A 22,927-nucleotide genomic window follows, 5' to 3' on the forward strand; every position below is an offset into this window, starting at 1 on the left:
GTTGATGGCCGGAGTCTGGAATCTGGAACACATGCGCCTGTTCGCCCGGGTGGCCGAGCGCCGTTCGTTTTCTGCCGTGGCGCGGGAGCAGGGCAAGGCGCAGTCGGCGATCAGCAATGCCATCGCGCTGCTGGAGGCCGACCTGGGTATCACCTTGTTCGAGCGCAGCAGTGGTCGCCAGCCACGCCTGACTTCCCAGGGCGAGGCGCTGCTGGAGGATGTGCGCGAGCTGTTGCGTCACTGCGAGCGCCTCGATGGCCGCGCCACGGCACTGATGCGCGGCCAGGAAGCCTTGCTGCGCATTGCCCAGGACGAGGCGATGCCCTACCAGCCGGTGATCGACAGCCTTGAGGAACTGGCGGCGCAGTTTCCCTACCTGCAGGTTCAGCTGGCCAACAGTGCCCAGGGCGATGTAGCGCGCAAGCTGGTGGAGCGTCGCGTCGACATCGGCCTGTTCTTCAATCATGAGCGGGTGCCCGACTGCCTGGAGCGCCGCTCGCTGGGTTCGGTGGAAATGGTCACGGTCTGCGCTGCCGGTCATCCGCTGGCCAGGGAGCGCCGGGTAAGCCGCGAGCATCTGGCGCGTCATCGGCAACTGCTGATCACCGCGCAGGAAAGTGACTACCCCGGCGGCGAGGCGCTCAGTTCCCAGGTCTGGCGGGCCGACAGCTTCTACGCCATGGCCGAATGGCTGATGCGCGGACTGGGTTGGGCCTGGTTGCCACGCCATGTGGTGCAGTACCCGACCTACCAGGCGCACATGGTCGAGCTGCCCAGCGAATGGCGCCCGCCAGCGCTGGTGGTGGAGCTGGCCTGGCGCCGCGACGAGCCTCTGGGCCCGGCTGCGCAATGGCTGGCCGAACGCTTTGCCGTGCACTTGCGGGCGATCGGCTGACGGGACGCTGCGTCTGACTCTTCTCGCCCCGTCAGGTCGCTGCCCCAGGCACCGCCAGGAATACTGTTCGATTAGACCGGGTAGGAACGGCTTTAGCCGCGAAAACGCCGGGTAATTCAGTGCATCTGTCGTGAACATGCGGCCGCTTCGCGGCTGGAGCCGCTCCTACCGGCCTAACTGACCCGTATTGGCTTCAGCCGTGGGATATCCATGCTGGAATCAAGGATCCTATGCAGCGTGCTCGCCCCCTCGGGGTGAGGCCTAGTAAACTTCGCCGCCATGAACAGAACCCTCTATACCCTGCTGTTTCACCTGGGCCTGCCGCTGGTTGCGCTGCGCCTGTTCCTGCGTGCGCGCAAGGCTCCGGCCTATGCCAAGCGGATCCGCGAGCGCTTCGCCTTCGGCCTGCCGCCCTTGCGCCAGGGCGGTATCTGGGTGCATGCGGTGTCGGTGGGCGAGAGCATCGCCGCTGCGCCCATGGTTCGCGCGCTGCTGGCTGCCTATCCGGAGCAGGTCATCACCCTGACCTGCATGACCCCCACCGGTTCTGAGCGCATTCAGGCGATGTTCGCCAACGAACCGCGCGTGCAACATTGCTACCTGCCCTATGACCTGCCCTGGGCGGCCGGGCGCTTTCTCGACCGGGTCAAACCGCGGCTGGGCATCATCATGGAAACCGAGCTGTGGCCCAACCACATTCACCAGTGCGCCCGGCGCGGCATTGCGGTGTTGCTGGCCAATGCGCGCTTGTCCGAGCGTTCGGCGCGCGGTTATGCACGCTTCGCCGGCTTGACCCGGCCGATGCTCGCCGAGATGAACGGCATAGCCGTGCAGACCGAAGCCGAGGCCCAGCGCTTTCGGGACCTGGGCGCGCGGCCCGAGTGCGTGACGGTGACCGGTTCGATCAAGTTCGACCTGCGCGTCGACCCGCACCTGCCCGAGCAGGCCAGGCAGTTGCGTGAGCAATGGCAGGCTGACGGGCGGCCCGTATGGATCGCCGCCAGCACCCATGCCGGTGAAGACGAAAGCGTCCTGGCCGCGCATCGCCAGTTGCTGGCCAGTCACCCCCAGGCGCTGTTGATTCTGGTGCCGCGCCACCCGGAACGCTTCGACAGCGTGTATCAACTGTGTGAACAACAGGGTTTCGCCACGGTGCGTCGCTCCAGCGGCCAGCCAGTCACGGCGCAGACCTCGGTGCTGCTTGGCGACACCATGGGCGAGTTGCTGTTTCTCTATGCGCTGGCCGACTGCGCCTTCGTCGGTGGCAGCCTGGTGCCTAACGGCGGGCATAATCTGTTGGAGCCGGCTGCGCTGGGCAAACCGGTGCTCAGCGGCCCGCACCTGTTCAACTTCCTGGAAATCGCCGCGATGCTGCGCACTGCCGGGGCCTTGCTGGAAGTCAGTGACTCGGCGGCCCTGGCCCGTGCGGTGGGTGAACTGTTCGAACAGCCGCAAACCGCCCGGCGCATGGCCGGGGCGGGGCAGCAGGTGATGCAGGCCAACCAGGGCGCCTTGCAGCGCCTGCTGGGCATGATTGCGCGGTTGATGGGGTAGTTTCGTTGGCTCAGCGCTTGGCCGGGCGCTCGAAGTTCTTGCGCGCTTCCTGGGCCAGGTCCGGCGGCAGGAAGTCCCGGTCCGGGTTGTAGTCGGCCTTGAGGTAGCCTGACAGCGCCTGCAGGTCGCTGGGGCTGAGGGTGCCGGCAGCCTGCTTGAGGCGCAGGTTGTCGATGATGTAGTCGTAGCGGGTGTTGTTGTAGTCGCGCACCGAAGCGTAGAGCTGGCGCTGCGCGTCGAGTACGTCGACGATGTTGCGGGTGCCGACCTGGTAGCCGATCTCGGTGGCTTCCAGGGCGCTCTGGTTGGAGATGATCGCCTGCTTGCGAGCCTGCACCTGCTCGACGTCGGTGTTTACCGCGCGGTGCAGATTGCGGGTGTTTTCCACCACCTGGCGGCGCAGGCTTTCGCGACGCTGCTCGCTCTGATTCAGCCGCGCATAGGCCTCGCGCACCTGGGAGCTGGTCAGCCCGCCGCTGTACAGCGGAATGTTCAACTCTACGCCGATGCTGCGCTGGTCAACGTCACCCCGATAGTCCATGCCGGTGTAGTTGGGGTTGGAAAACCCCAGCAGATCGTTATCGCCGCGCTGCCACCTGGCTACCGCATCCACCGTGGGCGCATGCCCGGCCTTGCGCTGGCTGAGGGTCTCGCGCGCCGCGTCCACGGCATGGTTGCTGGCCAGCAGGTCGAGGTTCTGTTGTGCCGCGGTGTCGACCCAGGCCTTGGCATCGTTCGGTGTCGGCGGCAGCACCGGCAGGTTGTGGTTGATGCCCTCGATGGCGTTGTATTGGCGGTTGGTCAGGGTCACCAGGGCCTGAAAAGCATCTTCGACCTGGCGCTGGGCGATGAGCCGGGAGGCCCGCGAGCCGTCGTAGCGCGCCTGCGCCTGCAGCACGTCGGTCTTGTCCGAGAGACCGACGTCGAAGCGTTCGTTGGCCTGGTCCAGTTGGCGGCGCAGCGCGGCTTCTTCAGCCTTGGCGGTGGCCAGGTTGTCCTGGGCGCGAAGGACGCCGAAGTAGCCCTGTGCCGATTGCAGGATGAGGTTCTGTTCGTTGGCCGACAGCTCCAGTGCGGCTTGCTCGTTGACCGCTTTGGCCGCTTGCAGCTGGAACCAGCGGTCGGCGCGGAACAGCGGCTGGCTCAGGGTTGCCTGGTACAGGGTGCCGCTGCGTGTGGCGGTGGCGTGGGGCTGGTCGATCTGCGTACGGGTGCTGCTGTTCTGGGCGCCGGCGGAGAGATTCGGCAGCAGCCCGGCGCGGGCTTGCGGAACGCCTTCGCTGCGCGCCTGGTAGTCGGCGCGTGCGGCGGCCAGGTCTGCGTTGTTGTCGACTGCCTGCTGGTAAACGTCGAGCAGCCCGTTGAGCGCCGTGAGCGGCGCGTCGCCAGCCTGGCTGGGGGCGCTGCAGGCGCAGGACACGGCAATGGCCAACGACAGTTTGCGCAGCATGGGGCGTTCCTTTTCCAGAAGATGATGGCAATCAGATTCGCGAGTGTAGAGTCTGCGGGTCATGGCAACAATCAGCCATTTCCGCCTTTTATCGCGGGTTTTGCTGCAAGGTCTGGCGCTCGCCCCCCTGGCCGGCATAGACTGGCGCCGTTCTTGTCGGGGTGCCTTGATGTGAGGCTGAGATCGGTTAAGCCGGATCCCGTTGAACCTGATCAGGTTAGCGCCTGCGTAGGGAACAAGATTGCTCGCTCCCGGCGAGTCCTCTTGAGTGTCGTCCGGGGTCGTGCGTTCAATTTTTTTGCACTCCGCCTCTTTCGACACTCTGCATCCACGTTCGCTGGATCGCGCCCCCCGTCCGTTCAGGTCACTCCGACAACCAATCCGCCGCTGGATGTCTGGAGAGACCGTGATGACTACAAGAGCAAAAAACGCCCCCCATCTGAGTGAATCGGCCCAGGTCGACTCGGGTTCGGTTCAACCCTTCGCTCGTTCGCAGAAAATCTACGTTCAGGGCTCGCGCCCGGACATTCGCGTGCCGATGCGCGAGATCAGCCTGGACGTGACACCCACCGACTTCGGCGGCGAGATCAACGCGCCGGTCACCGTCTATGACACCTCCGGCCCTTACACCGACCCGAACGTGATCATCGACGTGCGCAAGGGCCTGGCCGACGTGCGTTCGCCCTGGATCGAGTCGCGCGGCGACACCGAGCGCCTGGGTGGCCTGACCTCGAACTTCGGCCAGCAGCGTCTCAACGACGCCGAACTGGCCGCGCTGCGCTTCGCCCATGTGAAGAATCCACGGCGTGCCAAGGCCGGCGCCAATGTCACGCAGATGCACTATGCCCGCCAGGGCATCATCACCGCCGAGATGCAGTACGTGGCCATCCGCGAGAACATGAAACTGCAAGAGGCGCGTGCCACTGGTCTGCTCGACCAGCAGCACGCCGGGCACAGCTTCGGCGCCAGCATTCCCAAGGAAATCACCCCCGAGTTCGTGCGCCAGGAAATCGCTCGTGGTCGGGCGATCATTCCAGCCAACATCAACCACACCGAGCTGGAGCCGATGATCATCGGCCGCAACTTCCTGGTGAAGATCAACGGCAATATCGGCAACAGCGCCCTGGGCTCCTCCATCGAGGAAGAAGTCGCCAAGCTGACCTGGGGCATCCGCTGGGGCTCGGACACGGTCATGGACCTGTCCACCGGCAAGCACATCCATGAAACCCGCGAGTGGATCATCCGCAACTCGCCGGTACCGATCGGCACCGTACCGATCTACCAGGCGCTGGAGAAGGTCGGCGGCATCGCCGAGGACCTGACCTGGGAGCTGTTCCGCGACACCCTGATCGAACAGGCCGAGCAGGGCGTGGACTACTTCACCATCCACGCCGGCGTGCTGCTGCGCTATGTGCCGCTGACCGCCAAGCGGGTCACCGGCATCGTCAGCCGCGGTGGCTCGATCATGGCCAAGTGGTGCCTGGCGCACCACAAGGAAAACTTCCTCTACACCCATTTCGAAGACATCTGCGAAATCATGAAGGCCTACGACGTCAGCTTCTCGCTGGGCGATGGCCTGCGCCCCGGCTCGATTGCCGACGCCAACGACGCCGCGCAGTTCGGTGAGCTGGAAACCCTCGGCGAGTTGACCAAGATCGCCTGGAAGCACGACGTGCAGACCATGATCGAAGGCCCCGGCCACGTGCCCATGCAACTGATCAAGGAAAACATGGACAAGCAGCTGGAGTGCTGTGAAGAGGCGCCGTTCTACACCCTCGGCCCGCTGACCACCGACATCGCGCCCGGCTACGACCACATCACCTCCGGTATCGGTGCGGCGATGATCGGCTGGTTCGGCTGCGCCATGCTCTGCTACGTCACGCCCAAGGAACACCTGGGCCTGCCGAACAAGGATGACGTGAAGACCGGCATCATCACCTACAAGATCGCTGCCCACGCCGCCGACCTTGCCAAGGGCCACCCCGGTGCGCAGATCCGCGACAACGCGCTGAGCAAGGCACGCTTCGAGTTCCGCTGGGAAGACCAGTTCAACCTGGGCCTGGACCCGGACACCGCCCGGGCCTACCACGACGAAACCCTGCCCAAGGAGTCGGCCAAGGTGGCGCATTTCTGCTCCATGTGCGGGCCGAAGTTCTGTTCGATGAAGATCACCCAGGAAGTGCGTGAATACGCCGCCAACCAGCGCATCGAGGCGGTGGACGTGGCGGTCGAGGACGGCATGCGTGAACAGGCCGAGCGCTTCAGGCAGGAAGGCAGCCAGCTGTATCAGAAGGTCTGAGCCGACCGTTGCACGCGGCAAGCCGGCGCGTACGCCTGGCTTGCCGCTGTTCTTTTCCTCTCGTGAGACGCGAATGTGAGCACACCTGGCAGTTTTTCTCCGGACCAGCCGGTACCCGCAGCACAGCGGGTGTTTGGCGGTCGCGACTTGTTTTCCCTGTGGTTCTCCCTGGGCATCGGTTTGATGGTGCTGCAGGCCGGTGCCTTGCTGGCGCCGGGGCTGGGCATGGCCGGCGCTTTGCTGGCGGTGCTGTTGGGCTCGTCGATCGGCGTGCTGCTGCTCGCCGCGGCCGGGGTCATTGGCAGCGACACCGGGCTGTCGGCCATGGCCTCGCTGCGGCTCAGCCTGGGGCGGCACGGGGCGCTGCTGCCGGCGGCGCTCAACCTGTTGCAACTGGTGGGTTGGGGCGCCTTCGAAATCGTGGTGATGCGCGACGCCGCCAGCCTGTTGGCCGAACGTGCCTGGGGGGCAGGTGCTGCGTGGACCAGTCCGTTGCTCTGGGCCTTGCTGTTCGGCGCCCTGGCCACGTTGCTGGCGGTCAGCGGGCCGTTGACCTTCGTGCGCAAGGTGCTGCGCCAATGGGGCATCTGGCTGCTGCTGGGCGCCTGCCTGTGGCTGACCTGGAACCTGCTGGCCAAGGCCGACCTGGCGGCGCTGTGGGTCAAGGCCGGGGACGGCTCGATGCCGTTCGCCACCGGCCTGGACCTGGCCATCGCCATGCCGTTGTCGTGGTTGCCGCTGATCGCCGACTACTCACGCTTCGGCCGCCAGGCCAAGCCGGTGTTCGTAGGCACGGCCTTGGGGTATTTCATCGGCAATTGCTGGCTGATGAGCCTGGGCGTGGCCTACACCCTGGCCTTTGTCGAAGCCGAGCAGGCCAATGCCTTGCTGCTGGCGCTGGCCGGAGCCGGCATGGGCATCCCGCTGTTGCTGATTCTGCTCGATGAGTCGGAAAAGGCCTTCGCCGATATTCACTCGGCGGCGGTGTCCAGCGCCTTGCTGTCAGGCTTGCGGGTCGAGCACCTGGCTCTGGGGATCGGGGTGCTCTGCACGCTGATCGCCTGTTTCGCGCCGTTGGCGCAGTACGAAGGCTTCCTGCTGCTGATCGGCTCGTTGTTCGCGCCGCTGTTCGGTGTGGTGCTGACCGACCACTTCATTCTGCGTCGGCGCCGGGTACCGGCCAACGTGCCGGCGCTGCGCTGGACCAGCCTGCTGGCCTGGCTGGGTGGGGTGAGCACCTACCACCTGCTGGCCAACCTGTACCCGGCGGTTGGCGCGACACTGCCGGCGCTGTTGCTCGCCGGCGTGCTGCAGGCGCTGCTGGGCGTGGGCTTCAGCTGCGGCCAGGGAACAGCTCCGGACGGATCACGCCGTTGAGCTGCGGGTAGGGGATCTTCAGTTCGATGTGGCCCATCGCGTACGGCGCGATGGTCGTCACTGGATACTTGAGGATCACCGCGCCGTAGGTCAGCGCCACATTCGGGGTGCGCTTGAACGGCCAGTTCTTGAGGAACTCGGGGTCTTCATTGACCTTGGTCGACACCAGCCAGGCCTGGTGGGCCAACTGTGCCTTCTGCCAGAACTCGTTTTCCTTGCCGGGCACGACCATGTCGGCCAGGGTCAGGACTTTCTGCTGCTGACGCGAATAGTTGATCAACGCCCGTCCGGGGTCGCCATGGGCGCCGCCGGTGTCCAGGTAGCTGGACAGCTCGATGACCACGATACCGTCATGCTGTTCGCGTACCTTGGCCTGCAGGTAGCTGTTGTTGCGCCCTTGTGCCTGGCTGAGGAATTGTTGCTCGTAGGCTTTCAGCGAGGTCGGCGCCGGCTGGCCGGGCAGGGCAGGCGCCAGCTGCAGCAGGTTCTTCTGCACGATGGCGTCCAGGCGCGGCTCATCAGGGAAATGCACGGTATCGATGTTCACCAGTGGGCAGTCACTACTGCTGCAGCCAGGCTTGATCTGCTCCCAGGCTTCACGCTCGACCTGCAGAGGGGCACGCATGTTGGGTTTGAACAGGCTCTGGCAGGCGCCCAGGGTTACGACCAGGCAAACCAGTGCGGCGATCTTCGGTAACGACATGATGATCCTTGGCAGGTATCGGAAAAGGCGATGCGCAAGCGCATACAGGCCGGTTGGACTGTGAAAAGTGCCTTCGGTTCGCCATTGGGCGGATTAGAAATGCTTTGCCGTGGGCGCGTCTACCCTGCATCTTCATAGGGGGCTGCATCCGGTGCGCGATGCGCGTTAGGATGGCCCCATGCCAATGCCTTCCGCAGTGAGAAATCCATGACCCAGACGCCCCGTTCGACCCCGACCGCCTTCGAGATCACCCGACGCGAGACCTGCTTCAAAGGTTTCTACCGTCTGGACAAGCTGTTTCTGCGTCATGAACAGTTCGACGGCAGCATGGGGCGTGAGCTGAGCCGCGAGCTGTTCGTGCGTCACGATGCCGTGTGCGTGCTGCCCTACGATGCCAAGCGCGACGAAGTGGTGCTGATCGAGCAGTTCCGCGTCGGTGCGGCAGAGAAAACCGCCAACCCGTGGCTGATCGAAATGGTCGCCGGTCTGATCGACAAGGATGAGCAACCGGAAGAAGTTGCTCATCGCGAGGCAGAAGAGGAAGCTGGGCTGAAGTTCAGTGCGCTGTGGCCGATTACCCGGTACTTTCCTTCGCCGGGGGGCAGCGATGAATACGTGCATCTGTTCCTGGGGCAGTGCGACAGCCAGGATGCCGGTGGCATCCACGGGCTGGAATCCGAGGGGGAGGACATTCGTGTCACGGTCTGGTCGTTCGACGACGCCCTGCAAGCCGTGGCCGATGGCCGGATCATGAACGCGGCGGCGATCATTGCCATCCAGTGGCTGGCCTTGAACCGCAGCGAAATCAGGGGGCTATGGTCGTGAATCTGTTGCGCGAGCGCTATCGTGTGGATCTTGCCGGGCTGCAGGCAGCATGCGAGGCCAACTATGCCCGCCTGATGCGCCTGCTGCCGGACATGCGCACGCAGAAAAGCTCGCGCCGCGTGGCGGTGACCCAGGGCGACCAGATGCTGGGCGTGCTGACCCTCGAAGTGCTGCTCGACTGTCCCTACACCACCACCTTGCAGGTGCGCCAGGAACACAGCCTGCCCTGGCTGCCGGTGCCGCGCCTGGAGGTACAGGTGTACCACGATGCGCGCATGGCCGAGGTGATCGGCGCCGAACATGCGCGGCGCTTCCAGGGTATCTACCCGTACCCCAATGCAGACATGCACCAGCCTGACGAAAAGGCCCAGCTCAACCTGTTCCTCGGCGAGTGGCTGAGCCACTGCCTGGCGTGCGGGCATGAGTATGAAGTTGTGCGCTGAGACTTGTTTCCCGCTTCGGTAATTATCGTCGTAAGAAACGTCTATCGGGATTTGTAGGTTGCTTCCGAAACTGATTTGAGTGCGATGTATCTCGCTGCGACCGCACGATAGGTCGTGCTAGTTTCGCCCTGACTTTCAATCAGGCGGTCGTGCATGGTTTATATTGCTGGCGATGGGCAGGTCGCGAGGGCAGTTAAGCTGTGAGCCCGAGTGTGAACCGGCTCTCAATCCCCATTTGCCGCGTCCCGTCTCAGCCACCATAATCGCAGCGTATCGTCCCCGGGAGACGGCCGTTGCCGAGTTCATCTATCAAGGACACCTCCGTCCTGCTGGTCCAGTTATCCGACAGTCACCTGTTCGCCGAGGCGGATGGCACGTTGCTGGGCCTGCCGACCCGCGACAGCCTGGAAAAGGTCGTCGAGCAGGTCCAGGCCGAACAGCCGGACATCGATCTGGTGCTGATGACCGGGGATATCTCTCAGGACGGCTCGTTGCTGTCCTACCAGGCCTTCCGCCAGCTCAGCGAGCGCCTCGGGGCGCCGGTGCGCTGGCTGCCGGGCAACCACGACGAAGCGCCGCAGATGCGTGCCGCCGCCGAGGGCAGCGAGGTGCTGCAGCCGGTGGTGGATGTCGGGCGCTGGCGGGTGACTCTGCTCGACTCCGAGGTCGAGGGCGCGGTGTTCGGCTACCTGGCCGATGAGCAACTGAGCCTTCTGGAGCGCTCGCTGCGCGAAGCGCCTGACCGCCATCACCTCGTTTGCCTGCATCACCATCCGGTCTCCATTGGTTGTGAATGGATGGCGCCGATCGGCCTGCACAATGCCGAGGCACTGTTCGCCGTGCTGGATCGTTATCCACAGGTGCGCGCGGTGCTCTGGGGGCATGTCCACCAGGCCTTCGACCAGCAGCGCAACGGGGTTCGTCTGCTGGCCACGCCATCCACCTGCATCCAGTTCGCGCCCGGCAGTGTGGACTTCACCCTCGACAAAGCGGCACCCGGCTATCGCTGGCTGCGCCTGCACGACGACGGACGGCTGGAAACCGCTGTTTCGCGCCTGAGCGGCGTGGATTTCGAGATCGACTTCTCAGGCGCGGGTTATTGAAACAAGTCGGCGTTACGGTCCTGCCTCCTGAGTCCTGTAAACTGTGCGGCTTTATCCTGATGCGTGTCTGCGGAGCACTGGCATGACCGGCGACAACCCCTCGCTGCTGTATATCCATGGCCTGAACAGTTCGGCCTTGTCGAAGAAGGCCACCTGGCTGGCGGCGTTGATGCGCTCGCTGGGCCTGCAGGAACGCCTGCGCGTGCCGGAGTTGCATCATCATCCCCGCCAGGCCATCGCCCAGCTCGAGGAGGCGATCGAAGCCCTGGGGCGTCCGCTGCTGGTCGGCAGCTCGCTCGGCGGCTACTATGCGACCCATCTTGCGCAGCGCCACGGGCTCGAAGCGGTACTGGTCAACCCGGCGGTCAACCCGCACCAGTTGTTCGACGGCTACCTCGGCACCCAGCAGAACCTCTACACCGGGGAGCACTGGGAACTGACCCAGGATCACATCCAGGCCCTGGTCGAGCTGGAAGTACCCGCGCCCGATGACCCACAGCGGATCCGCGTGTGGTTGCAGACCGGCGACGAAACCCTGGATTACCGCCGTGCCGCCGCGTTCTATGCGCAGTGCAGCCTGGACATCCAGGAGGGTGGCGACCACAGCTACCAGGGGTTCCAGGCGCGTCTGCCGGAACTGCTGGCCCTGGCCGGCTTCGAACAGCGGCTGCTGCGTGATATCGACCTTTCCGTGCTGTGAAAGGCAGACATGCGACATTCCATGAACCATTGATGACGAGAACCCATGGCCACTCCCAGCGCTAGTTCTTATAACGCCGATGCCATCGAAGTCCTCTCGGGCCTCGACCCGGTTCGCAAACGGCCGGGCATGTACACCGACACCGCGCGGCCCAACCACCTGGCCCAGGAAGTCATCGACAACAGCGTCGACGAAGCCCTGGCCGGCCACGCCCGCTCGGTGCAGGTGATCCTCCACGCCGACAACTCCCTGGAAGTGATCGACGACGGCCGCGGCATGCCGGTGGACATCCACCCCGAAGAGGGCGTGCCCGGTGTCGAACTGATCCTCACCAAGCTGCACGCGGGCGGCAAGTTCTCCAACAAGAACTATCAGTTCTCCGGCGGCCTGCACGGCGTGGGCATTTCCGTGGTCAACGCGCTGTCGACCCAGGTGCGGGTCAAGGTCAAGCGCGACGGCAACGAGTACCAGATGACCTTCGCCGACGGCTTCAAGGCCTCGGACCTGCAAGTCATCGGCACCGTCGGCAAGCGCAACACCGGCACCAGCGTGCACTTCAGCCCCGACCCGAAATACTTCGACAGCCCCAAGTTCTCGGTCAGCCGTCTCAAGCACGTGCTCAAGGCCAAGGCGGTGCTGTGCCCGGGCCTGCTGGTCAGCTTCGAAGACAAGTCCAGCGGCGAGAAGGTCGAATGGCACTACGAGGACGGCCTGCGCTCGTACCTGCAGGACTCGGTGAACGACTTTCTGCGCCTGCCCGACGAGCCGTTCTGCGGCAGCTTCGCCGGTAACAAGGAGGCGGTGGACTGGGCCCTGCTGTGGCTGCCCGAAGGCGGCGACAGCCTGCAGGAAAGCTACGTCAACCTGATTCCTACCGCCCAGGGCGGCACCCATGTGAACGGCCTGCGCCAGGGCCTGCTGGACGCCATGCGCGAGTTCTGCGAATTCCGCAGCCTGCTGCCACGGGGCGTGAAGCTGGCCCCTGAAGACGTCTGGGAGCGCATCGCCTTCGTGCTCTCGACCAAGATGCAGGAGCCGCAGTTCTCCGGCCAGACCAAGGAGCGCCTGTCATCCCGCGAGGCGGCGGCGTTCGTTTCCGGCGTGGTCAAGGACGCTTTCAGCCTGTGGCTCAATACCCATCCCGAGCTGGGCATGCAACTGGCCGAACTGGCGATCAGCAACGCTGGCCGCCGTCTCAAGGCCAGCAAGAAGGTCGAGCGCAAGCGCATCACCCAGGGGCCGGCATTGCCTGGCAAGCTGGCCGACTGCGCCGGCCAGGACCCGGCGCGTTCCGAGCTGTTCCTGGTCGAAGGTGACTCGGCAGGCGGTTCGGCCAAGCAGGCACGTGACAAGGAATACCAGGCGATCCTGCCGCTGCGTGGCAAGATCCTCAACACCTGGGAAGTCGACGGCGGCGAAGTGCTGGCCAGCCAGGAAGTGCACAACATCGCTGTGGCCATCGGCGTCGATCCCGGTGCCACCGACCTCAGCCAGCTGCGCTACGGCAAGATCTGCATCCTCGCCGATGCCGACTCCGACGGGCTGCACATCGCCACCTTGCTGTGCGCGCTGTTCGTCCAGCATTTCCGCCCGCTGGTGGATGCCGGGCACGTCTACGTGGCCATGCCGCCGCTGTACCGGATCGACCTGGGCAAGGAGATCTACTACGCCCTCGACGAGAGCGAGCGCGATGGCATCCTCGACCGCCTGGTGGCCGAGAAGAAGCGCGGCAAGCCGCAGGTCACCCGCTTCAAGGGCCTGGGCGAGATGAACCCGCCACAGTTGCGCGAAACCACCATGGACCCCAACACCCGCCGGCTGGTCCAGTTGACCCTGGACGACTACGCCGCCACCACGGAAATCATGGACATGCTGCTGGCCAAGAAGCGCGCCGGCGACCGCAAGTCGTGGCTCGAAGCCAAGGGCAACCTGGCCGAGGTCATGATTTGAGGGCTGTCTGGCTGGCCCTGCTGGTCCTGCTGGCGGTGCCGGCCTACGCCCGTGTGCCGTTGCAGCAGCTCAAGCTGGTTTCCGAGCACCCCGTGGACGGCATGAGCGGCGGCAACCTGTCGGGGCTGGCGGCCTGCAATGGCGTGCTGTGGACGGTATCGGACCGCGACGACCTGGTGTTGTACCGCCTGGAACGCAGCCAGCGGGTCTGGCAGGCTGAAGCGGTGTCCATCGAGGTGCCCCAGCCGCCCAGCGATCTGCCGGTGAGCCTGCGTTCGCTGGCCAGCCTGTCAGCGGTGGTGCGTGGCGGTGGTATGGATTACGAAGGCATCAGTTGCGACGCCCAGGGCAATCGCTACGTGGTCAGTGAAGCCCATGGCGCGGTGCTCAAGGTGCCTGTACAGGGCGTGCCCACCTGGCTGCCACTGCCCGCGCAGGTCATCCAGCAGGCGCGCGAAAAGGGCATGCTGCAGCGCTTCAATGCCCTGTACGAAGGCATCGCCATCAGCCCGGACGGCGAGCAGTTGTGGCTGGCGGCCGAGCGCGAGCAGCGCGGCCTGCTGCAGGTGCGCTTCAAGGATGGCCAGTGGCAATGCCCGGACAGCTGCGTGCTCTACCATGAGGCCGGCGTGACCCCGGACAAGAACCGGCCCTTGCCGGACTTTTCCGACGTGTCGCTGTTCAACGGCAAGCTGTTCACCCTGGAGCGTTCGGTGTACCGGGTGTGCCGGCGCAGCCTGGACGACGGGCAGATCGAGCGTTGCTGGTCGTTCGCCAACGAGGCGCGCAAGCCAGAGCGTCTTTATGACCAGCCCTATGGTTTGACCGAGGCCCTGGTGGTCGACGAAACCGGCGCCTGGATCGGCACCGACAACAATTTCGGCGCCCGCGCCGATGGCGAAAAACGCCCCGTGGTCTGGCGCTTCGCCGCGCCGACCGGCGGCTGGAGTGCGCCATGAGCCAGCCTTTGCCCGGCCAGCGCGCCGGCAAGGTGCTGATGATCCTGGCCTGGGTGGCCGGGCTGTTCCTGGCCACTCGGCTGTTCGGCCTGTGGGAGGAACGCCAGTACAACCCTAACGCCGAAATGCTTTCCCAGCACGGCGACGGTTACATCGAAGTGCGCCTGGCCAGTAACCGTCAGGGGCATTTCGTCGGTACCGCGCGCATCAACGACCGCGACGTGCCATTCATGATCGACACCGGCGCCACCGATGTGGCGGTGCCCGGTGAAGTGGCCGACGAGCTGGGACTGCAGCGCGGCCTGCCGGTCACCCTGAATACCGCCAACGGCCGGGTGCAGGGCTTTCGCACCCGGCTCGAACGCCTGCAGCTGGGCGACATCGTGCTCAACGATGTACGCGCCCTGGTCACCCCGAGCCTGGAAGGCCGGGAGGTTCTGCTGGGCATGAGCGCCATGAAACAACTCGAATTCACCCAGCGTGGCGGCACCTTGCTGCTGCGCCAGACGACCCAATGACGAGGCCCGCATGAGCGACTCCCTTGACCTCAGCCTGGATGGCGTAGAACGCCGTTCACTGGCTGACTTCACCGAACAGGCCTATCTCAACTACTCCATGTACGTGATCATGGACCGCGCCCTGCCGCATATTGGCGACGGCCTCAAGCCGGTGCAGCGGCGCATCGTCTATGCCATGAGCGAACTTGGCCTGGGCGCCGATGCCAAGCACAAGAAGTCGGCGCGTACCGTCGGCGACGTGCTCGGCAAGTTCCACCCGCACGGCGACTCGGCCTGTTACGAAGCCATGGTGCTGATGGCCCAGCCGTTCAGCTACCGCTATACCCTGGTCGATGGCCAGGGCAACTGGGGTGCGCCGGACGATCCGAAATCCTTCGCCGCCATGCGCTACACCGAAGCCCGCCTGTCGCGCTACTCCGAGGTGCTGCTCAGCGAGCTGGGCCAGGGCACCGTGGACTGGGTGCCGAACTTCGACGGCACGCTCAACGAGCCGGCCGTGTTGCCGGCACGCCTGCCGAACATCCTGCTCAACGGCACCACCGGCATCGCCGTGGGCATGGCCACCGACGTACCACCGCACAACCTGCGCGAAGTCGCCGCTGCCTGCGTACGCCTGCTCGACGAGCCCAAGGCAAGCGTCGAACAGCTCTGTGAACACATTCCCGGCCCGGACTACCCGACCGAGGCGGAGATCGTCACCCCGCGTGCCGACCTGCTCAAACTCTACGAAACCGGTCGCGGCTCGGTACGCATGCGTGCCGTGTACCGTGTCGAGGACGGCGATATCGTGGTCACCGCCCTGCCGCATCAGGTCTCCGGGGCCAAGGTGCTGGAGCAGATCGCCGCGCAGATGCAGGCCAAGAAGCTGCCGATGGTAGCCGACCTGCGTGACGAATCGGACCACGAGAACCCCTGCCGGATCGTGATCATCCCGCGTTCCAACCGCGTGGATGCCGACGAACTGATGCAGCATCTGTTCGCGACCACCGATCTGGAGTCCAGCTACCGGGTCAACATCAACATCATCGGCCTGGACGGCAAGCCGCAGCTCAAGAACCTCAAGACCCTGCTCAACGAGTGGCTGGTGTTCCGTATCGCCACCGTGCGCAAGCGTCTGCAGTTCCGCCTGGACAAGGTCGAGCACCGCCTGCACCTGTTGGAAGGCTTGCTGACCGCCTACCTGAACCTCGACGAAGTGATCCATATCATTCGCACCTCGGATCAGCCCAAGGCCGACCTGATCGCGCGCTTCCAGCTTTCCGAGATCCAGGCCGACTACATCCTCGACACCCGCCTGCGTCAGCTGGCGCGTCTCGAAGAGATGAAGCTGCGCGGCGAGCAGGATGATCTGCTCAAGGAACAGGCCAAGCTCCTGGCCCTGCTGGGCAGCGACACCAAGCTGCGCAAGCTGGTGCGCAGCGAGCTGATCGCCGATGCCGAAACCTACGGCGATGACCGTCGTTCGCCGATCGTCGAGCGCGCCGAGGCCCGTGCGCTGTCGGAAAACGAGCTGATGCCCACCGAACCGGTCACCGTGGTGCTTTCCGAGAAAGGCTGGGTACGCTGTGCCAAGGGCCACGACATCGACGCCACCGGGCTGTCCTACAAGGCCGGCGACGCCTTCAAGGCCGCCGCAGCTGGCCGTTCCAACCAGTTCGCGGTGTTCATCGACTCCACCGGACGCAGCTATTCGATCGCTGCGCATACCCTGCCATCGGCCAGGGGGCAGGGCGAGCCATTGACCGGCAAGCTGCAGCCGCCGCCGGGTGCCAGTTTCGAATGCGTGTTGCTGCCCGATGATGAGGCGCTGTACGTGATCGCCTCGGACGCCGGCTACGGCTTCGTGGTCAAGGGCGAGGATCTGCAGGCCAAGAACAAGGCGGGCAAGGCGCTGCTGAGCCTGCCGTCCGGTTCCAAAGTCATGTCGCCGCGCCCCGTGCTGGACCGCGAAAACCATTGGCTGGCCGCCGTGACCACCGAAGGGCGCCTGCTGGTCTTCCGTGTCAGTGACCTGCCGCAACTGGGCAAGGGCAAGGGCAACAAGATCATCGGTGTGCCGGGGGAACGCGTGGCCAGCCGCGAAGAGTACGTCACCGATCTGGCGGTACTGCCAGAGGGCGCTACGCTGGTGCTGCAGGCCGGCAAGCGCACCCTGTCGCTGAAGGCCGACGACCTCGAGCACTACAAGGGCGAGCGCGGCCGGCGCGGCAACAAGCTGCCGCGCGGTTTCCAGCGCGTCGACGCGTTGTTGGTGGAAAACGGCTGAGAATCCTCATTTATGGTGGGCCATCTTCGTTTTGCCATGAAGATCGCCGCATAATCGCTGGAGTCATAGCGAATATTCACGGATGATATGGGGTCTTCAGGCTTGGGCGTGGCCCAATGCCTGTATGACCCTGACGATTTTTCAATTTGTAACCTGCGGGACGCAGGTCGGACAGGACGATGAATCTTCTACGCCTTCCCATGATTCTGTTGATGACGGGTGTGCTCGGCATGGCCGGGTGCAGCGTGCATCAACCGGCTGCGCTCTACCAGCTCGACAGCGGTGAGCCCGGCCAGCCCAAGCAGAGTAGCGGCCTTGCCGTACTGTTGGGCCCGGTTTCGATTGCCGATTACCTGCAACGTGAAACCCTGCTGCAACGCCAGCCCGATGGAACCCTGACCGCCTCGGCGGATGGTCGCTGGGCTGGTAACCTGGCCTCCGACATCGATCAACTGCTGCTGCGCCAGGTGTCCTGGAAGCTCGACAGCCAGCGCGTGGTGCTGGCCCCGGCGGTCGCCAACTTCAGCCCTGATGTACAGGTGTTGCTGTCCATCACTCGCCTGGACTCCGGTGCCCGCCAGCCCGCCATCCTCGACGCCCAGTGGCGCCTGCTGGACCGCAAGGGCAACGTGCGTGACAGCCGCCTGGTGCACCTGGAGGAGGTTCACAACGGCTCCACCGCTTCTCAGGTCAAGGCCCAGGGCATTCTGCTGCAGCGCCTGGCCGAGCAGGTCAGCACCGCGATCAAGCCGATTTCCTGGCAGGTCGACGAACCCAAGAAGGCTGCACCGGTGGTGCGCAATAACAAACAGGCGGAAAAGCCCAAGATCCCCATGGCTTCGCCGATCCGCACCGACCTTGAGGTGTTCCGCTTCTAGGGCGGTAGAAATGCAAAACCCGCGCAATGCGCGGGTTTTTTGTGCCTGCGATTCTGAGCCTCGTCGCTGGGCTTGCCCCGCTCGGAGCGGTTATGTGACTCGGTAGGAGCCGCTTCAGCTGCGAAAGCGCGAGAAAATTCACTGCATCTGCTGTGAGCATGCGCTCGCTTCGCGGCTGAAGCCGCTTCTACCGATATCAGGCCTTGTCGTGCATGCGCGCCAGCTGGCGTTCGAGCATGGACGGGTAGGGCTCCATGAGGCGTTCGACGCAGCAGGCGCCTTCCGGGCTGGCGATCGGACGGATACGGGCACGCTGGCGGATCAGGTCATCGTCGTTCACCGAGCGCTCGACCAGCAGCAGGTTGCGGCTGTGCTGCGACAGAGCCAGGGCGTCCTGGGCTTTCTCGGTCAGCAACAGGTCGATCTGGCTGAGGCCGGCCATGCCTTCGCCCAGGGTCAGGCCCAGCTGCAGTTGCAGGGTGATGCCGCTGTCGGCCACCTCGATCTGCAGGGCGTGGCTCAGGGCACGCAGCAGCTCGCCGCAGCAAATGGCGTTGGTGAGGTAGTCGTCGCCGCTGACCTGGCTGTGGAACAGCATCAGGGTGCTGCCGTCGTTGAGCGTGTGCAGCTCGCCGTCATACAGCGACGCCGCCTGATCCAGGCAATCGCGATAGCGTTGCAGCAGGTCGGTCAGGCGCGCCTTGGGCAGGCGCCGCAGCTGGTCCTGGCCGCCCAGCTGCACGGCGAGGATCGCGCTGTGCTGTGGCTCGCTGGAAGCCGCTACGGCAGCCACCGGTTTGATCGACGGGCTGGAGTGATCGCGCAGGTCGGCGAACGGGTCTTCCTCGTCGTCCAGGTCTTCCTCGGCCACCAGGCGGCGTGGCGCCGGTGCAGGCGGCAGGCGCGGCCTGGCAGGCTCGGCCGGGTGCCTGTCCGAAACGCTGAAGGCGTCGTCGGCTTCGATCAGGTCGTCGTCGGCCAGTTCGGGTTCCGGCTCCGGCTCGGGTTCCGGCTCCGGCATGGGCGGTGCGAACGAGGCGCGCAGCTGGCGGGCCAGATCACCGACTTCATCCTGACGCTCGGTGGCGGGTGTGTACGGGTCGATGTCGCGCAGCCACAGGCGCAGCTGCAGCAGTGGGGTGGAAATGTGCCGCCCGAGGCGCAGGCTCAGGACCAGCGCCAGGGCCAGCAGGATACCGGCGAGGATGCCCATGCTCTGCAGGCTGATGGTCATCGGCTGCTGGAACTGCGACATGTCCAGGCTGATGCGCAGCTGCCCGGCCATCACGTCCTGGAAGGTGATCTTGATTTCGTACAGGCCCTGGCTCTCGCCCAGCAGGCCATTCTTCGGTCGCTGGCCGGCCTCGGCGAGGATACGGTTGTCGACGCTGTAGATCGCGGCGTGCGCCACCAGCGGGTTCTTCACCAGGTTGCCGAGCAGCACGTTGAGGCTGAGGATGTCGTTGGACACCAGCAGTTCGGTCGCCGAGGTGGCGGTCTGGGTGGTCAGTGCCTGGCCCAGGGCATCGGCCTGCTCGTGCATGGCCTGCTTGAACTGCAGGCCCATCACACCGGCATAGATCACCAGCGCCAGGGCCACGAGGATCACGTTGTGGCTGGCGATACGCAGGGCGATCGGTACACGGCGATGGCGCAGGGCACGGAAGATCAGCAGGAAGAAGTTATCGGTTTTTACAGGCGTGGGCCGGTTCACTGAGCACGGCTCTTTCGGTGAGGAAGTTGCCGCGCAGTATAGCGAGCGCCCCTGGCGTGGCAAAGCGCTGGCGGTGCCCGATGGTCCGCGAAAGTGGGTAGAATGCGGTTTTTTTCCACCTGCGGGGGTGCGCCTTGCGCGAAATCGTCCTGATCAACATTACCGGGAGTGATCGTCCGGGTCTTACTGCCGCCATCACGGGCGTGCTTGCCCAGGGTGGCGTGAACATTCTGGACATCGGTCAGGCAGTGATCCACGACACGCTGTCGTTCGGCATCCTGGTCGAAATTCCGGACACCAGCGCCGCCTCTTCGGTGCTCAAGGACGTGTTGTTCACCGCTCATGAACTCGACCAGCAGGTGCGCTTCACCGCTGTTTCCGAAGAAGACTACCAGCGCTGGGTCGATGGTCAGGGCAAGGCGCGGCATATCGTGACCCTGCTGACCCGCAAGGTCACTGCCGAGCAGCTGCAGTGCGTCAGTTCCATCACCGCCCGCTATGGGCTGAACATCGACCGTATCGATCGCCTGTCCGGGCGCATGCCCCTCGACACCCCGGCCGACAAGGGCAAGGGCTGCATCGAGTTCTCGGTGCGCGGTGAACCGGCCGACCCCAAGGCCATGCAGGCCGAGTTTCTCAGCGTGGCCCAGGAGCTGAGCGTCGACATCGCCTTCCAGCAGGATTCGCTGTTCCGTCGTAACCGTCGCCTGGCGGTGTTCGACATGGACTCTACGCTGATCGAGGCCGAAGTCATCGACGAACTGGCCAAGGCCGCCGGTGTGGGCGAGAAGGTTTCGCAGATTACAGAACGCGCGATGCGTGGCGAGCTGGATTTCCGCGCCAGCTTCAAGGAGCGTCTGGCGCTGCTCAAGGGGCTGGACGTCAGTGTGCTCGACGAGATCGGCGCCTCCCTGCGTCTGACCGAAGGTGCCGAGACGCTGTTCGCCGAGCTCAAACGCCTGGGCTACAAGACCGCCATCCTGTCGGGCGGCTTCACCTACTTCGCCCGCCAATTGCAGGCCAGGCTGGGAATCGACTACGTGTTCGCCAACGAGCTGGAAGTGGTCGATGGCCGGGTGACCGGCGTGGCGGTCGAGCCGATCGTCGATGCCCAGCGCAAGGCCGACCTGCTGCGTGAGCTGGCCCAGAAGGAAGGCTTGAGTCTGGAGCAGACCATCGCCGTAGGCGACGGCGCCAACGACCTGCCGATGCTGGCCATCGCCGGCCTGGGCGTGGCTTTTCGTGCCAAGCCGCTGGTCAAGCAGTCGGCCAAGCAGGCGATTTCCACCTTGGGTCTGGACGGCGTTCTCTATCTGCTGGGCCTGCGCGACCGCGAAGCACGGCAGTGAATGGCGGCATAAGCCGGTAAAGGTGCGGCGGCTCAAGCCGCACCACCTGCGTCAAAGCGCTGAAGCTACAGAGATTCCCACAACGACTCGAATTCCTCGCCGGGTTTCTTCTCCGGCTCGGCGGATTTCGGCGCCTCCAGGACCTGATATTCGAACTGGTTGTAGCTGGCACTGGCGATATGTCGGGTCTTGAGCGCGGCGCGCGTCTCTTCGCCGTTGACGTTGAGCAGCACCTTGCTGTCTTCCTTGAACGGCAGGCGCGGGGCCAAAACCATCGCCGGTTTGGTCATCGCACGCACCTCGGGCAGCATCAGGCTGCGCAGGTACTGGCTGTTCTGTTCTTCACGCAGCAACTGCATGCCGCACGGCTGGGCGAATGGCGCGATCAGCTCGATACCCATCTGCGTGCCGCCACTGCGCACCTGGCGCACCCAGCGCACGATTGCGATGCTCCAGCTTTGCCCGCTTTCATCCTGGATGCCGAGCAGTTCGCCGGCCTGCAATTGCGATGGCACTTCCCGTGGCCAGGCCAGGCAATAGCCGCCCGGGCTGTGGTTGACGATATTCAGCTCGTAGGTGGGAAAGTTCTGCTGGGCATTGCTGGCGTCGGTTTCACCATCGACCTGTGGATACTCGATTTCCTCGAACGGCAGCAGGGTCGAGGATGTGCCGCCTTTATGGGTATCGAACGCCTGCGACCAGGGGTCGTCGGCATTTTCGCTGGCGATCTTGAGCGTGAAGTCGGCTGCCTTGATCACGGCGGGCAGTTGCAGCAGTTCGCTGAACGAGCGCCGGCCCGCCAGGTAGTAATGCACCGCGCTCATGCCAATGCACACCCTCAGGCTGCCCTGGCCGGCCATGCGCTGGAACGTGCGCTCGGCGACGTCCCCCCAGGCAGCCGCCAGGTGCTGCAGCAAGTCGGCGCTGACTCCGGCGGGCACGTAGAGGCGCGACTCGGCACGTTTCTCGATGGGCAGGTCCAGGTACTGCTGGATGGCGTTGGCCAGCGGCAGGCTGTTGATGCCTTGCAGGCGCGGCAGCAGTTGCTCGCCGAACAGGTTGCGGTACAGCGGTGGTTTGTCGACGCCGGGGTCGACGGCGAACAGGCTGTCCTGTGCATTGGCATCCTGCAGGCGCACCATGGCGCTCCAGGACTCCAGTACTTCGCCCAGCTTGCCGATGTTGAGCTGGCGCATCTGGTTGCAGCGCGCGCAGCCGACCATCAACGCAATGAGGTAGGTCTGTTCCAGGGACAGGTTGCGCACATGGATGGCCTGTGGCTCTGCGATCGGCACCTGATGCACCTGGCACTGGCGGCCGATCTGGTAGATCTGATGCAGCTCCAGCCACAAGCCTTCCTGTACGGGGCAATACAGCTGGCTGGCACGGATCAGCGGCCCGTTGAGCGCGTGCGCGGCACGTTGCAGGGCAGTGGTAAGCAGCGGCGCATGCTCGCGGGTCAGGCGGGGGGCAATGCTGTTGATGATCAGCTTGTAGCCGGTGGCCAGGTGGTTCTGCAGGGCCTGGCAGAGATTGGCGACCTTGCGCGGACGCTCATCGAGCACGATGGCCTGGTTGAGGAAGTGCCGCTCCAGATGCTTGCAGACGAAATACACTTCCGGGCGCAGCGCTTCGAGCATCTGCAGGCGGATTTCACTGGGCACCAGCAGCTGGTTGATTTCACTCAGGCCCTGGTACAGCTGCTTGGCCATTTCGCCAAGATTTGCTTTGGGCAGGGTCGAGATCCAGCGTTTCAGGTCGCGGGCGTTGGCTTCACAGAATGTCAGGCTCGACAGTGTTGGCGCGGGAACGCGCAACAACAGCGGAAAGCTCAAGTTACTCATGTGACAGGCAAACTCCACGTCTTGATGGCCCGAACGGTGGCAGTTGACTGACGCCGGTTGTGTCCCTGACCTGCGAGGGGTCAAGTAGGCGATAGTCAGA

Annotated in this window: 18 protein-coding genes and 1 riboswitch; of the genes, 14 read left to right on the forward strand and 4 right to left on the reverse strand. The window is 64.6% G+C overall.

Going from position 1 to position 22,927, the window contains the following annotated elements; genetic code table 11:
* The first annotated feature begins 4 nt into the window (after nt 1–4).
* Together RRX38_RS18655 and waaA are read left to right on the forward strand one after the other, a co-directional pair.
* On the forward strand, nt 5–895 hold the full coding sequence (locus RRX38_RS18655; RefSeq protein ID WP_315960223.1) for a LysR family transcriptional regulator: 891 nt from the start codon (nt 5–7) through the stop codon (nt 893–895).
* A gap of 279 nt (nt 896–1,174) precedes the next feature.
* On the forward strand, nt 1,175–2,449 hold the full coding sequence (waaA, locus tag RRX38_RS18660) for a lipid IV(A) 3-deoxy-D-manno-octulosonic acid transferase (RefSeq protein WP_315960224.1): 1,275 nt from the start codon (nt 1,175–1,177) through the stop codon (nt 2,447–2,449).
* Between the two features lie 10 nt (nt 2,450–2,459).
* Here waaA and RRX38_RS18665 read toward each other — a convergent pair whose 3' ends face one another.
* Nucleotides 2,460–3,899 (reverse strand): TolC family outer membrane protein, encoded by a 1,440-nt coding sequence (locus tag RRX38_RS18665; RefSeq protein WP_315960225.1) that lies wholly within the window; start codon nt 3,897–3,899, stop codon nt 2,460–2,462.
* A 147-nt stretch (nt 3,900–4,046) separates the two neighbouring features.
* Nucleotides 4,047–4,151: riboswitch (TPP riboswitch) on the forward strand.
* A gap of 157 nt (nt 4,152–4,308) precedes the next feature.
* Between RRX38_RS18665 and thiC the strand changes: the two genes are divergently transcribed.
* Complete coding sequence (gene thiC, locus RRX38_RS18670) at nt 4,309–6,198, forward strand: phosphomethylpyrimidine synthase ThiC (RefSeq protein WP_315960226.1); 1,890 nt, start codon at nt 4,309–4,311, stop codon at nt 6,196–6,198.
* 75 nt (nt 6,199–6,273) lie between these two features.
* Nucleotides 6,274–7,575, forward strand: coding sequence for a putative hydroxymethylpyrimidine transporter CytX (cytX, locus tag RRX38_RS18675; RefSeq protein WP_315960227.1), 1,302 nt, complete (start codon nt 6,274–6,276; stop codon nt 7,573–7,575).
* Here cytX and RRX38_RS18680 read toward each other — a convergent pair.
* Nucleotides 7,532–8,278: an RsiV family protein gene (locus RRX38_RS18680; protein ID WP_295469794.1), complete on the reverse strand. Its 747-nt coding sequence runs from the start codon at nt 8,276–8,278 to the stop codon at nt 7,532–7,534. The genes cytX and RRX38_RS18680 overlap by 44 nt on opposite strands.
* 207 nt (nt 8,279–8,485) lie before the next feature.
* Between RRX38_RS18680 and RRX38_RS18685 the strand changes: the two genes are divergently transcribed.
* The 9 genes from RRX38_RS18685 to RRX38_RS18725 all read left to right on the forward strand — a co-directional run bounded on the left by RRX38_RS18685 (nt 8,486) and on the right by RRX38_RS18725 (nt 17,920).
* Nucleotides 8,486–9,103 carry an NUDIX domain-containing protein gene (locus tag RRX38_RS18685; protein ID WP_295469796.1) on the forward strand — a complete coding sequence of 206 codons (618 nt, stop codon included), beginning with the start codon at nt 8,486–8,488 and terminating at the stop codon, nt 9,101–9,103.
* The gene (locus RRX38_RS18690) at nt 9,094–9,546 is read left to right on the forward strand and encodes a DUF1249 domain-containing protein (RefSeq protein ID WP_295469798.1); all 453 of its coding nucleotides are present in this window, start codon (nt 9,094–9,096) and stop codon (nt 9,544–9,546) included. Before RRX38_RS18685 ends, RRX38_RS18690 begins: the two co-directional genes overlap by 10 nt.
* A gap of 293 nt (nt 9,547–9,839) precedes the next feature.
* On the forward strand, nt 9,840–10,649 hold the full coding sequence (cpdA, locus tag RRX38_RS18695) for a 3',5'-cyclic-AMP phosphodiesterase (RefSeq protein ID WP_315960228.1): 810 nt from the start codon (nt 9,840–9,842) through the stop codon (nt 10,647–10,649).
* Between the two features lie 82 nt (nt 10,650–10,731).
* Nucleotides 10,732–11,349 (forward strand): YqiA/YcfP family alpha/beta fold hydrolase, encoded by a 618-nt coding sequence (locus RRX38_RS18700; protein WP_315960229.1) that lies wholly within the window; start codon nt 10,732–10,734, stop codon nt 11,347–11,349.
* A gap of 45 nt (nt 11,350–11,394) precedes the next feature.
* On the forward strand, nt 11,395–13,299 hold the full coding sequence (gene parE, locus RRX38_RS18705) for a DNA topoisomerase IV subunit B (RefSeq protein ID WP_295469806.1): 1,905 nt from the start codon (nt 11,395–11,397) through the stop codon (nt 13,297–13,299).
* Complete coding sequence (locus RRX38_RS18710; protein WP_315960231.1) at nt 13,296–14,258, forward strand: esterase-like activity of phytase family protein; 963 nt, start codon at nt 13,296–13,298, stop codon at nt 14,256–14,258. Before parE ends, RRX38_RS18710 begins: the two co-directional genes overlap by 4 nt.
* Entirely contained in the window at nt 14,255–14,776 is a 522-nt protein-coding gene (locus RRX38_RS18715) for a TIGR02281 family clan AA aspartic protease (RefSeq protein ID WP_410524835.1), read from the forward strand. Before RRX38_RS18710 ends, RRX38_RS18715 begins: the two co-directional genes overlap by 4 nt.
* A 10-nt stretch (nt 14,777–14,786) precedes the next feature.
* Nucleotides 14,787–17,042, forward strand: coding sequence for a DNA topoisomerase IV subunit A (parC, locus tag RRX38_RS18720; protein ID WP_295469810.1), 2,256 nt, complete (start codon nt 14,787–14,789; stop codon nt 17,040–17,042).
* Between the two features lie 179 nt (nt 17,043–17,221).
* Complete coding sequence (locus tag RRX38_RS18725; protein WP_295469813.1) at nt 17,222–17,920, forward strand: membrane integrity-associated transporter subunit PqiC; 699 nt, start codon at nt 17,222–17,224, stop codon at nt 17,918–17,920.
* Between the two features lie 196 nt (nt 17,921–18,116).
* On the opposite strand, the gene RRX38_RS18730 is transcribed toward RRX38_RS18725, so the two are convergent.
* Nucleotides 18,117–19,634, reverse strand: coding sequence for a histidine kinase (locus RRX38_RS18730; RefSeq protein ID WP_295469815.1), 1,518 nt, complete (start codon nt 19,632–19,634; stop codon nt 18,117–18,119).
* Between the two features lie 134 nt (nt 19,635–19,768).
* Between RRX38_RS18730 and serB the strand changes: the two genes are divergently transcribed.
* Nucleotides 19,769–20,983 carry a phosphoserine phosphatase SerB gene (serB, locus tag RRX38_RS18735; RefSeq protein WP_295469818.1) on the forward strand — a complete coding sequence of 405 codons (1,215 nt, stop codon included), beginning with the start codon at nt 19,769–19,771 and terminating at the stop codon, nt 20,981–20,983.
* Between the two features lie 65 nt (nt 20,984–21,048).
* Here the strand turns inward: serB and RRX38_RS18740 are convergent, their stop codons facing one another.
* On the reverse strand, nt 21,049–22,827 hold the full coding sequence (locus tag RRX38_RS18740; RefSeq protein ID WP_295469820.1) for a molecular chaperone: 1,779 nt from the start codon (nt 22,825–22,827) through the stop codon (nt 21,049–21,051).
* Between the last annotated feature and the right edge of the window lie 100 nt (nt 22,828–22,927).

Source organism: Pseudomonas sp. DTU_2021_1001937_2_SI_NGA_ILE_001 (assembly GCF_032463525.1).
Taxonomy (GTDB): Bacteria; Pseudomonadota; Gammaproteobacteria; order Pseudomonadales; family Pseudomonadaceae; genus Aquipseudomonas.

Bases quoted from the DNA above. Each gene is read 5' to 3' on its own strand.
- RRX38_RS18655 (WP_315960223.1), top strand. From the start codon at position 5: ATGGCCGGAGTCTGGAATCTGGAACACATGCGCCTGTTCGCCCGGGTG.
- waaA (WP_315960224.1), top strand. From the start codon at position 1,175: ATGAACAGAACCCTCTATACCCTGCTGTTTCACCTGGGCCTGCCGCTG.
- RRX38_RS18665 (WP_315960225.1), bottom strand. From the start codon at position 3,899: ATGCTGCGCAAACTGTCGTTGGCCATTGCCGTGTCCTGCGCCTGCAGC.
- thiC (WP_315960226.1), top strand. From the start codon at position 4,309: ATGACTACAAGAGCAAAAAACGCCCCCCATCTGAGTGAATCGGCCCAG.
- RRX38_RS18680 (WP_295469794.1), bottom strand. From the start codon at position 8,278: ATGTCGTTACCGAAGATCGCCGCACTGGTTTGCCTGGTCGTAACCCTG.
- RRX38_RS18685 (WP_295469796.1), top strand. From the start codon at position 8,486: ATGACCCAGACGCCCCGTTCGACCCCGACCGCCTTCGAGATCACCCGA.
- RRX38_RS18690 (WP_295469798.1), top strand. From the start codon at position 9,094: ATGGTCGTGAATCTGTTGCGCGAGCGCTATCGTGTGGATCTTGCCGGG.
- RRX38_RS18700 (WP_315960229.1), top strand. From the start codon at position 10,732: ATGACCGGCGACAACCCCTCGCTGCTGTATATCCATGGCCTGAACAGT.
- parE (WP_295469806.1), top strand. From the start codon at position 11,395: ATGGCCACTCCCAGCGCTAGTTCTTATAACGCCGATGCCATCGAAGTC.
- RRX38_RS18715 (WP_410524835.1), top strand. From the start codon at position 14,255: ATGAGCCAGCCTTTGCCCGGCCAGCGCGCCGGCAAGGTGCTGATGATC.
- parC (WP_295469810.1), top strand. From the start codon at position 14,787: ATGAGCGACTCCCTTGACCTCAGCCTGGATGGCGTAGAACGCCGTTCA.
- RRX38_RS18725 (WP_295469813.1), top strand. From the start codon at position 17,222: ATGAATCTTCTACGCCTTCCCATGATTCTGTTGATGACGGGTGTGCTC.
- RRX38_RS18740 (WP_295469820.1), bottom strand. From the start codon at position 22,827: ATGAGTAACTTGAGCTTTCCGCTGTTGTTGCGCGTTCCCGCGCCAACA.